The sequence below is a fragment of the Rhizobium rhododendri genome, from assembly GCF_007000325.2.
GTDB classification, from domain to species: domain Bacteria; phylum Pseudomonadota; class Alphaproteobacteria; order Rhizobiales; family Rhizobiaceae; genus Rhizobium; species Rhizobium rhododendri.
In genome coordinates this window covers 3,059,874-3,072,371 of the sequence record NZ_CP117267.1, presented here as the reverse complement: position 1 = coordinate 3,072,371, position 12,498 = coordinate 3,059,874, and the positions used below count along the sequence as shown (strand labels likewise).

General features: G+C 62.3%; 12 protein-coding genes and 1 riboswitch. Of the genes, 5 read left to right on the top strand and 7 right to left on the bottom strand.

Features of this window, described 5'->3' with window-relative positions:
• Nucleotides 1-42 precede the first annotated feature (42 nt).
• From PR018_RS14945 to PR018_RS14930, 4 genes are all read left to right on the top strand, one after another.
• Complete coding sequence (locus PR018_RS14945; RefSeq protein WP_374113728.1) at nt 43-567, top strand: MarR family winged helix-turn-helix transcriptional regulator; 525 nt, start codon at nt 43-45, stop codon at nt 565-567.
• A gap of 72 nt (nt 568-639) precedes the next feature.
• Nucleotides 640-1,290, top strand: a complete 651-nt coding sequence (locus tag PR018_RS14940; protein ID WP_142824615.1) for a thiamine diphosphokinase — start codon at nt 640-642, stop codon at nt 1,288-1,290.
• Between the two features lie 3 nt (nt 1,291-1,293).
• Complete coding sequence (locus tag PR018_RS14935; protein ID WP_142824616.1) at nt 1,294-3,120, top strand: ABC-F family ATP-binding cassette domain-containing protein; 1,827 nt, start codon at nt 1,294-1,296, stop codon at nt 3,118-3,120.
• A 177-nt stretch (nt 3,121-3,297) separates the two neighbouring features.
• Nucleotides 3,298-3,699 (top strand): response regulator, encoded by a 402-nt coding sequence (locus PR018_RS14930; RefSeq protein WP_142824617.1) that lies wholly within the window; start codon nt 3,298-3,300, stop codon nt 3,697-3,699.
• Between the two features lie 28 nt (nt 3,700-3,727).
• Here PR018_RS14930 and PR018_RS14925 read toward each other — a convergent pair whose 3' ends face one another.
• The 6 genes from PR018_RS14925 to metA all read right to left on the bottom strand — a co-directional run bounded on the left by PR018_RS14925 (nt 3,728) and on the right by metA (nt 9,577).
• Nucleotides 3,728-4,456 carry an SIS domain-containing protein gene (locus tag PR018_RS14925; protein ID WP_142824618.1) on the bottom strand — a complete coding sequence of 243 codons (729 nt, stop codon included), beginning with the start codon at nt 4,454-4,456 and terminating at the stop codon, nt 3,728-3,730.
• Nucleotides 4,453-5,637, bottom strand: a complete 1,185-nt coding sequence (gene nagA, locus PR018_RS14920; protein WP_142824619.1) for an N-acetylglucosamine-6-phosphate deacetylase — start codon at nt 5,635-5,637, stop codon at nt 4,453-4,455. The genes PR018_RS14925 and nagA overlap by 4 nt, the downstream gene beginning before the upstream one ends.
• Nucleotides 5,637-6,662, bottom strand: a complete 1,026-nt coding sequence (locus PR018_RS14915) for an SIS domain-containing protein (RefSeq protein ID WP_142824620.1) — start codon at nt 6,660-6,662, stop codon at nt 5,637-5,639. Before PR018_RS14915 ends, nagA begins: the two co-directional genes overlap by 1 nt.
• Nucleotides 6,659-7,432: a GntR family transcriptional regulator gene (locus PR018_RS14910; RefSeq protein ID WP_142824621.1), complete on the bottom strand. Its 774-nt coding sequence runs from the start codon at nt 7,430-7,432 to the stop codon at nt 6,659-6,661. The genes PR018_RS14915 and PR018_RS14910 overlap by 4 nt, the downstream gene beginning before the upstream one ends.
• Nucleotides 7,433-7,521: 89 nt before the next feature.
• Entirely contained in the window at nt 7,522-8,547 is a 1,026-nt protein-coding gene (locus PR018_RS14905; protein WP_142828773.1) for an aldose epimerase family protein, read from the bottom strand.
• A gap of 106 nt (nt 8,548-8,653) precedes the next feature.
• Entirely contained in the window at nt 8,654-9,577 is a 924-nt protein-coding gene (gene metA, locus PR018_RS14900) for a homoserine O-acetyltransferase MetA (protein WP_142824623.1), read from the bottom strand.
• Between the two features lie 46 nt (nt 9,578-9,623).
• Nucleotides 9,624-9,704: riboswitch (SAM riboswitch) on the bottom strand.
• Nucleotides 9,705-9,942: 238 nt separating this feature from the next.
• Between metA and PR018_RS14895 the strand changes: the two genes are divergently transcribed.
• Nucleotides 9,943-11,814, top strand: coding sequence for an ABC transporter ATP-binding protein/permease (locus PR018_RS14895; protein WP_142824624.1), 1,872 nt, complete (start codon nt 9,943-9,945; stop codon nt 11,812-11,814).
• Nucleotides 11,815-11,900: 86 nt separating this feature from the next.
• Here the strand turns inward: PR018_RS14895 and efp are convergent, their stop codons facing one another.
• Nucleotides 11,901-12,470 (bottom strand): elongation factor P, encoded by a 570-nt coding sequence (efp, locus tag PR018_RS14890; RefSeq protein WP_142824625.1) that lies wholly within the window; start codon nt 12,468-12,470, stop codon nt 11,901-11,903.
• Between the last annotated feature and the right edge of the window lie 28 nt (nt 12,471-12,498).

The window sequence follows — 12,498 nt, the reverse complement described above, 5'->3', positions numbered from 1 at the left end:
CTGCATATTCAACTTTTCGCGATGATCTGTTACCGTGGCGGAATGACAGTAACCTTGAAGACAGACGAGCCGGTTTCGATGGATGCGCAGGAGGCGTATATCCAGCACATCGGACAGGTGATGACGCGGATGCGGCTGATGACCGGACGCCGGATGATCAGCCGGCTGGCGATCCAGAACGTGGCACCGGACCTCGAGCTCTCGCATCTCGACGTGCTCGATGCCATCAGACGGGCCGAGGCGGGGGGCGAGGTGACAGTCGGGGCGGTGGCCGAGATCTTGCGGATCGATCCGTCGCGGGCCAGCCGCATCGTTGCCGAGATGGTGACGCGTGGCGTCCTGCGCCGCAAGGCGTCGCAGGCGGACGCAAGGCGCATCGTCGTGGTGATGAGCGCGCTCGGCCAGCGGCTTCTTGCAGAGGTGCAGGCACAGAAGCGGGCGCTCATCGGGGATATCGTTGCCGATTGGTCCGAGGACGACATGCAGACCTTTTCGCGGCTTTTCGATCAGTTCATCGGTGGCTTCGAGGATGCGTTTCGGGCGCGCTACCGGGATTCGGATCCCTAAAGGCGCCGATTTGACGGATGACAGGCTGTCGCTCTTCCCTATCGACCGGTCTTTGCGCTATGGGCTTGGCCCATGAGTTCATCCACCTTCACGATCCTGCTTGGCGGGGCGCTGCATCTGACGGAGCGGCTTCAGGCGGCAGTCGCCGGCAGTCGCTTCATCGCCGCCGATGGCGGAATGCGCCATGCGCAGGCGCTCGGTGTGGTGCCGGAACTGTGGGTCGGCGATTTCGATTCGAGCCCGGCTGACCTCGGCGAGGCCTTTCCGGATGTGCCGCGGCAGCCTTATCCTGCCGCCAAGGCCCAGACGGATGGCGAGATTGCCATCGAGGAGGCAATCCGTCGCGGTGCCCGTCGCCTGGTGCTTGCCGGCGCGCTCGGTGGCGAGCGGTCCGACCATGCGCTGGCCTTGCTTCTCTACGGCGTCAGCCTGGCGGAGCAGGGGTTCTCGATGCTGTTGACCTCCGGCGAGGAGGAGGCCGTGCCGCTGATCGCCGGCGCCATGGAGATAGACCTTCCCGCCGGTAGCCTGTTTTCCGTTTCCGGTTTCAGCGCGCTCGATGGCCTGTCGATTGACAATGCCCGCTATCCGCTTGCCGGTTTCCATTTGCCGTTCGGTGCCTCCCGCACCATTTCAAACGTTGCGCAGGGTATCGTGCGCTTTTCCCTTTCGAGCGGCAGGGCCATCGTCCTTGCCCGCCCCTATGACCTTTCCGGAGTCTGACCCTTGGCCCCCCCTATTCTGAAACTCGACGACATCTTTCTCTCCTTCGGCGGCGCTCCGCTTCTGGCTGGTGCCAATTTCCAGGTGGAGCCCGGCGACAAGATTTCGCTGGTCGGTCGCAACGGCTCCGGCAAGTCGACGCTGTTGAAGATCGCCGCCGGCATGGTTGAGGCGCAATCCGGCGAAATCTTCCGCCATCCTTCGTCAACGATCCGCTATCTCGAACAGGCGCCCGATTTCGGCGACCACAAGACTGTTCTCGCCTATGCCGAGGCCGGGCTGACACCGGGCGACGATCCCTATCGCCTCACCTACCTGCTCTCGCACCTGGGATTGACCGGTGATGAGGATCCGCAGAGCCTTTCGGGCGGCGAAGCCCGCCGGGCCGCACTCGCCCGCGTGCTGGCGCCGGAACCGGACATCCTGCTCCTCGACGAGCCCACCAACCATCTCGACCTGCCGACCATCGAGTGGCTGGAAGGCGAGTTGCAGAAGACCCGCAGCGCCATCGTCGTGATCTCGCATGACCGTCGCTTTCTCGAGAAGGTCTCGACAGCCACCGTCTGGCTCGACCGCGGTACTTCGCGTCGTCTCGACAAGGGTTTTGGTTTCTTCGAGGCCTGGCGTGACACGGTGCTCGAGCAGGAAGAGCTTGAGCAGCACAAGCTCGGCAAGCAGATCGAGCGCGAAGAGCACTGGCTGCGCTACGGCGTCACCGCGCGTCGCAAGCGCAACATGCGCCGCCTCGGCGATCTGCAGACGATGCGCGCCGACTATCGCGGCCACAAGGGTCCGCAGGGCTCGGTCAACGCCAACATTTCCGACGTGCAGGAATCCGGCAAGCTGGTGATCGAGGCGGAACTGATCACCAAGGCCTATGGCGAGCGGACGATCGTCGCGCCGTTCTCGATCCGCGTCCATCGTGGCGATTGCATCGGCCTCGTCGGCCCCAACGGTGCCGGCAAGACAACGCTCCTGAAGATGTTGACGGGCCAGCTGAAGCCGGACAGCGGCAAGCTTAAGCTCGGCACCAATCTCGAAATCGCCACGCTTGACCAGAAACGCGAAGACCTCGATCCGGAAGAGACGCTGGCCCATTACCTGACCGACGGGCGTGGCGAAAGCCTGATCGTCAATGGCGAGCAGCGCCACGTCACGGGCTACATGAAGGACTTCCTGTTCGCGCCGGAACAGGTACGCACGCCGATCCGCAAATTGTCGGGCGGCGAACGCGCTCGCCTGATGCTCGCCCGTATCCTGTCGCGGCCTACCAATCTCCTCATCCTCGACGAACCGACCAACGACCTCGACATCGAGACGCTCGATCTGCTGCAGGAAACCGTTGCCAGCTTTGCCGGCACCGTCATCCTCGTCAGCCATGACCGCGACTTCCTCGACCGTACCGTTACCTCGACCATCGCGCCGATGAATCCTGACGCGCCCGATGGCCGGTGGATCGAATATGCCGGCGGTTATTCCGACATGCTGATACAGCGCAAGGGCGTTGCCGACGAGCTTCGCAAGGCCGCAAAGGCCGAGAAAGCCCGGGGCGGTGGATCGAACGCCGGTAACCAGGGCGGCGTCAAGGGCAAGGCCAAGATGTCGTTCAAGCAGACCTATGCGCTTGAAAATATTCCGAAGGAAATCGCCAAGGCGGAGGCTGAAATTGCTGCCCGCGAACTGAAAATGTCTGACCCCAAGCTGTTTTCCAAGGATCCGGCAACGTTCAATGCTCTCGCAAAGGAAGTCGAGAAGCTGCGCGGCAAGGTGACGAAAATGGAAGAGGAGTGGCTGGAGCTCGAGACGATTCGCGAGCAGATGGGCTCCTGAGAACAGCAAAGGCGTCAATTTCATGGTCAAGAAACCGTAGCAGGAAAATTTCTTGTCTCCGCGTGGAACATTCGTCTGATCCGACCATTCAAGGGGGTACGTGGAGGCAGTGTGTATTGCTTTTGCAAGCCTCAGGTGCTGGCCTGATGCGCCCCACCTGGCTTCAAGGATATGACGATGGACAGGAAAGTGCTGATTGTCGAAGACGAGTTGCTGATCGCACTCGATCTCGAAGACATGGTGGAAAGCAATGGACTGCAGGTCGCAGCCATCGCCAACACGATGGCGCGGGCGCTGGCGGCGGCACCCCATGCTGATATCGCCCTCGTCGACGTCAATCTTTCCGACGGGCCAACCGGTCCGGCGATTGGCCGCATGCTGGCGGAGCAATTTGGCATAGCCGTCGTCTTCATGACGGCAAACCCCGAGGTCGTGTCGGGCGGGATTCAGGGAACCCTCGGTGTCCTGCGCAAGCCCGTGCAGCCTGGAATGGTGGCCCAAGCTCTGAAATACGCAATGGGACGGCTGACCGGCCAACTGGCCGCCGTTCCCCGTGACATGGAAGTCTTTGCCGCCTGAGCGACTGGTCAGTTGCCTGCCGGCATCATCAAAGATGCGGGTTTCGCGGCCTGTAGATGTCTACTAGGCGCTGGTTGATATCCTTCGCTCCCGGCATGTTCGCGCTGCGGTAGACCGGCGGATCGCCGTCTCCTGACAGCTGTGAAGCAACTTCAGCAAAAATTGCATTTAGAAGTGTCGCGCCGATGGCAGTCGATGCCGGCCCCACCTTGAGGTCGGTGCCGGGCAAATCGACCAGCGCATCGCCGGGGGGAAGACCGTTATCAAAGACGATGTCTGCGATATCGGCGAGGCGCCTGCGACCGTTGGCGATGGCTGCCGAATAGGCGAGCGATGTGATGGCGATGACGGTGGCGCCGATTTCCCGGCCGTAGTCGGCGGCTTCCGTCGGCGCGGCATTGACGCCCGAATTGGAGGCGATGACCAGCACGTCGCCACGCTCCATCCGGTAGCGTTCCAGCACCGGTCGAACCAGCCCCGGGGTGCGCTCGTAGATCGAGCTTATGACGGCACCTTCATGCAGCATCGCCGAGCCGACCAGTACCGGAACGGTAATCGCCAGTCCGCCGGCGCGATAATGCACCTCTTCTGCCAGCATGTGAGAGTGGCCTGTCCCGAACAGATAAACGCGGTGGTCGCTGCGCGCCGCCTCGCAGATAACGGCAGCAGCCCTTGCCATCGGCTCGGCTAAAGACTGGCGCAGTGCACCGAGCCTTTCGATCACCTCCAGGAAATAGGCATCCGTGATCGCGGTCATACGGATGTCTCCGGGCCTGTCCCGACAGACTTCGCAGCACCGGCTATCCAGGTGGCGGTCGCCTCGATGTCATCGTTGATGTGCACGAGGTCGGCACGCGCACCCGGCGACAAGTGACCCCTGTCAGTCAGGCGCAGAAAACGGGCCGGGTAGGAAGTCGCCATGCGCAGCGCTTCGGCCAGCGGCAGTTCCAGCATGCCGACGCCGTAGCGCACGGTCGAGGCCATGTCGACGTCGGAGCCGGCCAGCGTGCCGTCGGCCAGTACCACCTTCGAGCAGAAGCCGCCCTTCTCGCGGTAGACCGTGCGGCCGTTCAGCTCGAAGCTGTCGGCATCGGAACCTACCAGCGACATGGCATCGGTGACGAAGAACAGCTTGCCCTCGCCGCGCTTGGCGCGCAGGGCGACGCGCAAGGCACGGGGATCGACATGGTGACCATCGGCAATCATGCCGCACCACGTACGGGGATGATCGAGCGCCGCACCGACCAGACCTGGGCTGCGATGGCCTAGCTGGCTCATGGCATTGTAGAGATGGGTGACGCCACGGGCGCCGGCATCGAAAAGGGCGTCCGCAACATCGGCCGCGCAATCGGAATGACCGAGGCTGACGATGACGCCGCCCTCGTTCAGCGCCTGCACCTGGCGGGGCGTCACCTGCTCGGCGGCGATGGTGACCAGCAGCGTGCCGATTGCCTCGCGGGCACGGATGAAGGTCGTAACATCGCTGTCCTCAACCGGCCGCATCAGTTCCGGCAGGTGGGCGCCCCTGCGCGCCGGCGACAGGTGGGGCCCTTCGAGGTGCAGGCCGACGACACCCCGGTCGGCTTTGACAGCCTCGATGGCGGCTTCGATCGCCCGGGTCGTGGCAGCGCCGATGTCTGTGATCAGCGTCGGCAGCAGGGAAGTCGTGCCATAACGGCGATGGCCTTCGGCAATGGTATACATCGAGGCCGGCGACGGATCTTCGTTCAGCAGCCGCCCGCCGCCGCCGTTCACCTGTGCGTCGATGAAGCCCGGTGCCAGCACGCCGCCGTCGAGTTCCACACGCACACTGCTCTCCGGCAGGCTATTTCGGGCGGTGATCGCCTGCACCCGGCCATCGCCGACAACAAGCGCGTTGTCGTCGTGAAAGCGGTCGCCGTCGAAGATGCGGGCGCCGGTAAAGACCGTGTAGTCCATCACATCGTCTCCGTCACCTTGAGAAGATTAGCCGGCTTGTCGGGATCGAAACCCTTGCGGCGCGTCACTCGCTCGATCATCCGATAGTAGCAGAGCAGGGAGACCAGCGGGTCGATGAGGCCGTTTCCGGTCGAGGGCATTGTCAGGTTGATACCCGGCAGCGGGGTGGTCGAGAAAGACACGGCGGTGGCGCCGAGTTTCTGAAGGCGCTCCAGAGCCTGGGCGTTGTTGGCAAACGCGGCGTCGTCCGGGGCGAAAGCAACGACCGGGAAGCCGGGCTGAACCAGCCGCATCGGGCCGTGCATCAATTCGGCGAGCGAGAAGGCCTCGGCGTGCAGGCCCGACGTCTCCTTGGCCTTCAGCGCCGCTTCCAGCGCGATGGCGAAGGCCGGACCACGACCGCCGGTGTAGAGCGAGCTGGCTCCGAACAGCACCTCCTCGGCGGCAGCACTATCGATGCCATCGGTGGCTGCCAATGCCTGGGGCAGGCGTGAAAGGCCATCCTGCAGTGCGCTGTTGCCGGAGACGGCAGCGGTAACGCCCGACAGGGCAGCGACGGCGGTGATGAAGGATTTCGTTGCGGCGACGCTTTTCTCAGGGCCCGCATGCAGGTCGAGGACGATATCGGCTTGCCGCGCCAGTGGGCTGTCGGTGACGTTGACGACGGCGATCGTTGTTGCTCCGCCCTTCTTGGCGGCGGCCTGCAGGGCGATGATATCGGGGCTGCCGCCGGACTGCGACACGGTGAAATGGATGCCACCCTTCAGATGCAGCGGCGCATTGTAGACCGAGGCGATCGACGGGCCGATCGAGGCGACGGGGACGCCGCAGGAGATCTCGAACAGATACTTGAAGAAGGTCGCAGCATGGTCCGACGAGCCGCGCGCCGCCGTGGTGACGACGGAGGGTCTAGCCACAGCAAACAGCTTGGCGATTTCGGCGAAGACCGGCTTTTCCTTCTCCAGCAAGGTCGCCACGGCATCGGGCGACTGGCCGGCCTCGGTCAGCATCAGGGATTGCGTCATAGGTCATCTCCAATTTTCAGCTCTGCGACGAAATCATAGGCGTCGCCGCGATAATGCGATCTGGTGTATTCGACGACCCGCTGGTCAGCCAGGCGCGAGATGCGCTCGATCAGCAGTGCCGGGGCTCCGGGCTTGACGTCAAGCGTGGCGGCCGAGGATGGGTCGAGGGTGACTGCGGTCAGCCGCTGCAGGGCATGAACCGGGCGGAACCCGTTGGCAGTCAGGGCATCGTAAAGGGAGCTCTCGCCGGCCGCGTCTTCGGCCAGGAACTGGGTCGGGACGACGGCGCGTTCGATGGCGAGCGGCAGTCCGTCGGCCAGCCGCAATCGGTCGAGCCGCAGCACCGGTTCGTCGACGCCGAGGCCGAGCAGGAAGGTCTCCTCGGGCGTCGGCATGGAAACGCTCCGGGACAGGATTTTTGCCGCCGGCGAGCGACCGCGCGAGCGCATATCGGCGGAGAAGGAGGAGAGGCGCCAGAGCGACTGTTCCATCCGCTCGACCTTCTGGGAGACGAAAGTACCGCTGCCGTGCCGCGACTCCAGAGTGCCTGCCGTCAGCAGGTCGCGATAGGCGGTGCGCACGGTGACACGGCCGAGCTGCAGTCCTTCGGCGAGATCGCGCTCGGCCGGCAATGCAGTGCCCGGTTTCAACAGTCCTTCTTGAATAAGCCCGGTCAGCGCTATCGCCAAACGCCTGTAAAGCGGCCCGCTCGCTGCCGCATCCCGCAAGCCGCGCCCATTCAGTTCGGAAATCAAACTGGTTCTATCCATGGGTTCGGATTAGAACCTATGTAGGACCACTTTGCAAGGTATCTCTTGGGCGCTGGTCGCTTGGCCTGCGACCAGCGAAGGCTGCGCGCTCAGTTCTTCGTGAAAATGTAGTCCGTTTCCTGGCGCAGGACTTCGCCGGGATGGAGCGAAGCGGAGGAAAAGCCCGGCTGGTTGATGGCGTCGGGCCAGATCTGCGTCTCCAGGCAGAAACCGGCGAACGGACCCATCATCTTGCCGTCAATGCCGGGGACGGGGACGTCGAGCTTGAAGCCGGCGTAGAGTTGGACGCCCGGTTCCGTCGTACGCACTTCGAGCGTTACGCCGGAATTGATGCTGCGGGCGAGAACAACGGCGCGCTTGGCCGTGCGCTCCTGCGATAAACAGAAATTGTGGTCGTATAGTACCTGTTCACCGTCGACGAAGCGCTTCATCGGGCCCATTTCTCTCAGGTCGAAGGGCGTGCCGGCGACGGGAGCGATCTCGCCGGTCGGGATCTGCCGCGCATCGGTCGGCAGGTAGTGGTCGGCTGCGATCATGATGTCGTGGTCGAGCGCATCGTCGCGGCCGTCGAGATTGAAGTAGGCGTGCTGGCAGACATTGGCAATGGTCGGCTGGTCTGTCGTGGTCTCGTAGATTACCGATAGCTCACCATTGCCGTGGACCCAGTAGGTAGCCTGGATCGTGCAGTTGCCGGGATAGCCGCTGCGGCCATCGGGATCTACGATCTTGAGGACGACGCGGTCGGCGGCATGCTCGACGATCGTCCAGTTGCGCAGGGCGATATTGTCGAAGCCGCCGTGCAGATGGGTTACGCCGTTCTCGTTCAGGTCCAGCTGGTACGTCTTGCCGTCGAGCGTGAACCTGCCGTCGGCGATTCGGTTGGCGCAGCGGCCGGGCGTTGCGCCGAAATAGGCGGAGTGCTTTTCGTAGCTTTCGAAGTTGTCGAAGCCAAGCGTCAGGGCCGGCGCGTGGTTTTCAAGCCGGAGGTCCTGGATCACCGCTCCCCAGCTGATGACATGGGCAGTCAGCCCGCCGCCTGTAATCTTGACGCGGTGTACCGTCTCGCCGGCCGCAGTCTTGCCGAAAACTTCGCGCTGCAAAGTGCTGTCCGTCATGTCCTCATCCCATTCGTCTCTAATGCGAGGCGCCGACCCTGCCTCCATTCGCCGCTATCCGCAACCCGCCTGCCGGCGGAATCAGACCTCCGTCCCGGGGACGTGACTATTTCTGCAAGCCGATGTCGGCCATGTCGTAAGGTGTCGTCTGGTATATCTCGTTGATCCAGTTGCCGACGAACAGATGAGCGTGGCTGCGCCAGCGGTTGGGCGGCGTCAGGGACGGATCGTTGTGCGGGAAATAGTCGTGCGGCATCTTGATCGGGATGCCGGCATCGACGTCGCGGAAATATTCGTCTGCCAGCGACGTCGAATCGTATTCGACGTGGTTGAACATGTAGAGCCGCCTTGCTGTCTTCTCGTGCACAAGGCAAATGCCCATTTCCGGCGATTCCATCAGGATTTCCAAGCCAGGGACGGTTTCGACATCCTTGCGGCGGACTTCGGTCCAGCGCGACACGGGCACGCCGAAGTCGTCGGAAAAGCCGTTGAGATAGACCGAGGACGGGTTCAGGTTCTGGTGCCGGTAGACACCGAACGCCTTTTCCTTCAGCAGGTGCTTCGGCACGCCGTGAAAATGGTAGATCGCCGCCATCGCACCCCAGCAGACGTTCAGCGTCGAATGAACGTTGGTGGTCGTCCAGTCGAGGATCTGGCGCATTTCGTCCCAGTAGGTGACTTCCTCGAAGTCGAGCAACTCGATCGGCGCACCGGTGATGATGAAGCCGTCGAACTTGCGATGCCTGATCTCCTCCCAGGTCTCGTAGAACGACAGGAGATGCTCCTCGGAAGTGTTCTTCGCCTTGTGCCCACCGATGCGGATCAGCGAGAACTCGACCTGCAGCGGCGAGGCGCCGACGAGGCGCGCCATCTGTATTTCGGTCTTGATCTTGTTGGGCATCAGGTTGAGCAGCCCGATCTGCAGCGGACGGATATCCTGACGGACGGCCATCGTCTCTGTCATCACCCGCACGCCCTCTTTGACGAGGGTATCGAAGGCGGGCAGTGTATCGGGGATCTTAATGGGCATGCGCGTTACTCGATCAACTAAACCGGCGGCGAAAAAACGAATCGCTACCGGTCCGCATGCGGCCCTGATTTAGCGACTTGTTTAACGTGGCTGCAAGCCGGCCGGCCAAATCACCACGCGATGTTAAATAGCGCTGGACAGGTTTCGAATCAACATCAATCGCCGGTTGGTAAATGCGCGGCGCGGCGTGGTGAACCTGCAGCGGCATTCGGGCGTATAAGGCTTTCATAAGGTTTGAAGCGCAAGCTGATGGCGAGGAGGGCGGTTCCAGGCCAGGGATCGCTGGCGCTACGCGCTTCGGGCTCGCATGGATGGACATGTGCGATGGCCATGACTATCTGAGGGATGAGGATCAGGATTTTTTGATGGCCGTTGATACTACAGAGAAGCCCAGCGTCCAGGGCGATGCGCGCGTCGGATACGACTTGAGTGTGCTGTACAGGTTGAGGATGATGCTTTCGGCGTTCTGGCATTCGCCCGTGCGCGTCAGGCTCATATCGCTCGTGGTATCGCTGTTCGTCATCATTCTCGTGACGGCTTATGTGCAGGTTCTCTTGAACGAGTGGAATGCGCCATTCTACGATTCGCTGGCACGACGCGACCTTAACGAATTCGTGAAACAGCTTGGTGTCTTCGGCATGATCGCCGGCTCGCTGCTGGTGCTCAACGTCATCCAGGCCTGGCTCAACCAGATGGCGGCGCTCTACATGCGCGAGGGCCTGGCGCGCGACCTGGTCGATCAGTGGCTGAAGGGCAAGCGCGCCCTGCGGCTGGCGTCGTCTGGTCTGATCGGCGTCAATCCGGACCAGCGTCTCCATGAGGATGCCCGCAACCTTGCAGAAAGCACCACGGGCCTTGCGATCGGCCTCGTCCAGTCGACGATCCTGCTGATCAGCTTCATCGGCGTGCTCTGGGAGCTGTCGAGCGGCTTCATATTCCATTTTCGCGGCAGCAGCTTTTCCATTCCGGGATACATGGTATGGGCGGCGATTATCTATGCCGCCTCGGCTTCTTTCCTCAGCCAGTTCGTCGGCGGCAAGCTGGTGCGGCTCAATGCCGACCGCTACTCCAAGGAGGCCGAACTGCGTTTCGCGCTGATGCACGCCAACGAGTACATGCCGTCGATCACCATTGCCGGCGGACAGGAAAACGAGCGCCGCCGCATCAACGGCGATATTTCCTCGGTGCTCGGCGTTATCCGTAAGCTGGCCATCGCCAACACCAATCTTACCTGGGTGTCGGCGAGCTACGGCTGGATGGTGCTGGTCATTCCAATCCTGGTGGCGGCGCCAGCCTACTTCTCGGGCGGCCTCAGCATCGGCCAGCTGATGATGGTGGTTGGCGCCTTCAACCAGGTGAACACGGCACTGCGCTGGTATGTCGCCAATTTCGGGCCGATCGCCGAGTGGCGCGCGACGCTGATGCGCGTTACCGATTTTCGCGAGGCGGTCGTCGAGATGGATATCGAGGATCACCTGCCCAACATGATCGACGTCGCCCGCGCTGCGCCTGGCATGATGGTGCTGAAGGATCTCGAGGTCTCGACCAAGATGTCCGACGAGATCGTCGAGAACGGTTTTCGGATCCGCGAGGGCACGGTGACGATCACCGCCGGCGAGCACATCATGATCAACGGCGATCACGGCGTGAACCGCAAGCTGTTGTTCCAGGCGCTAGCCGGCGAATGGCATTGCGGCAAGGGCGAGATCGACCTGCCGCCGCCGGAAGACATGCTGTTCATGCCGCACACCGCCTATGTCCCGAGCGGAACGCTGCGCGAGGCCATGACATTCCCCGAGGCACGCGATGCCTACCCGGATTCCGACCTCGAAATGGCGATTGAAAAAGCTGGTCTCGGCAGGCTGAAAGGCAAGCTCGATACGAACGCCCGCTGGGATCGTATGCTCGATACCGACGAACAGAAGGCCGTCGGCTTTGCCCATGCCCTGCTCGCCAAGCCGCGCTGGCTGATCCTCGACGAAACGCTCGAAGGCCTGGAGCCGGATATCCAGAAGCGCCTGGTTGCGCTTCTGGGCGAACTCAAGGATACGACGATGATCTATATCGGCCGTTCAGAGGCTTATCTTGAACTCATGTCGCCGCGGGTATTGCATCTGCAGGCCCTGGTTCCGCCGGACCCGACAGCGCCGCCTGCAAAGCCTGTCTCGGGTGCTGCTCGCGGACAAAACCCGGCACGGCGCCCCATTGTCCGCAAGGAGACGGTGCGGCCCGCCTGAACAACTTCGCCCGGATACGAAAAAGGCCCCGACGCGCAATCCACGCGTTCGGGGCCTTTTATCGAGATGGAGTGCCAGGTCCGGGATCAGTCCTTGGCGCGTTCGACGTAGGAATTGTCTTCGGTCATGATGACGACGCGGGTGCCGGCATTGACATGCGGCGGCACCATGGTGCGAACGCCATTCGACAGCATGGCTGGCTTGTAGGAGGACGACGCCGTCTGGCCCTTGACGACCGGCTCAGTCTCCATGATTTCAAGCGTCACAGTGCGTGGCATCTGGATGGCAAGCGCGATACCTTCATGCATCGACAGGATGCAGGTCATGCCTTCCTGCAGGTAGGCCTTGTCGTCGCCCATGGTTTCGGCATCGACGGTAACCTGGTCGTAGTTTTGCGGGTTCATGAAGTGGAACCCGTCGCTGTCTTCGTAAAGGTACTGATGGTTGACGTCCTCGACGAAGGCGCGCTCGACTTGTTCGGTCGTGCGCCAGCGCTCGGAAACCTTCGTGCCATCCGAAATCCGGCGCATATCGATCTGGGTGACCGGCGTGCCTTTGCCGGGGTGGAAATTGGCGGCCGTCAGCACGACGTAGAGCTTGCCGTCGACGTCGAGCACATTGCCCTTGCGGATCGAAGAGGCGATAACCTTGACCATAAGACTTCCTTGTAACGCAGCTTTTTGC

Bases quoted from the DNA above. Each gene is read 5' to 3' on its own strand.
- PR018_RS14945 (WP_374113728.1), top strand. From the start codon at position 43: ATGACAGTAACCTTGAAGACAGACGAGCCGGTTTCGATGGATGCGCAG.
- PR018_RS14940 (WP_142824615.1), top strand. From the start codon at position 640: ATGAGTTCATCCACCTTCACGATCCTGCTTGGCGGGGCGCTGCATCTG.
- PR018_RS14930 (WP_142824617.1), top strand. From the start codon at position 3,298: ATGGACAGGAAAGTGCTGATTGTCGAAGACGAGTTGCTGATCGCACTC.
- PR018_RS14925 (WP_142824618.1), bottom strand. From the start codon at position 4,456: ATGACCGCGATCACGGATGCCTATTTCCTGGAGGTGATCGAAAGGCTC.
- nagA (WP_142824619.1), bottom strand. From the start codon at position 5,637: ATGGACTACACGGTCTTTACCGGCGCCCGCATCTTCGACGGCGACCGC.
- PR018_RS14915 (WP_142824620.1), bottom strand. From the start codon at position 6,662: ATGACGCAATCCCTGATGCTGACCGAGGCCGGCCAGTCGCCCGATGCC.
- PR018_RS14910 (WP_142824621.1), bottom strand. From the start codon at position 7,432: ATGGATAGAACCAGTTTGATTTCCGAACTGAATGGGCGCGGCTTGCGG.
- PR018_RS14905 (WP_142828773.1), bottom strand. From the start codon at position 8,547: ATGACGGACAGCACTTTGCAGCGCGAAGTTTTCGGCAAGACTGCGGCC.
- metA (WP_142824623.1), bottom strand. From the start codon at position 9,577: ATGCCCATTAAGATCCCCGATACACTGCCCGCCTTCGATACCCTCGTC.
- PR018_RS14895 (WP_142824624.1), top strand. From the start codon at position 9,943: ATGGCCGTTGATACTACAGAGAAGCCCAGCGTCCAGGGCGATGCGCGC.
- efp (WP_142824625.1), bottom strand. From the start codon at position 12,470: ATGGTCAAGGTTATCGCCTCTTCGATCCGCAAGGGCAATGTGCTCGAC.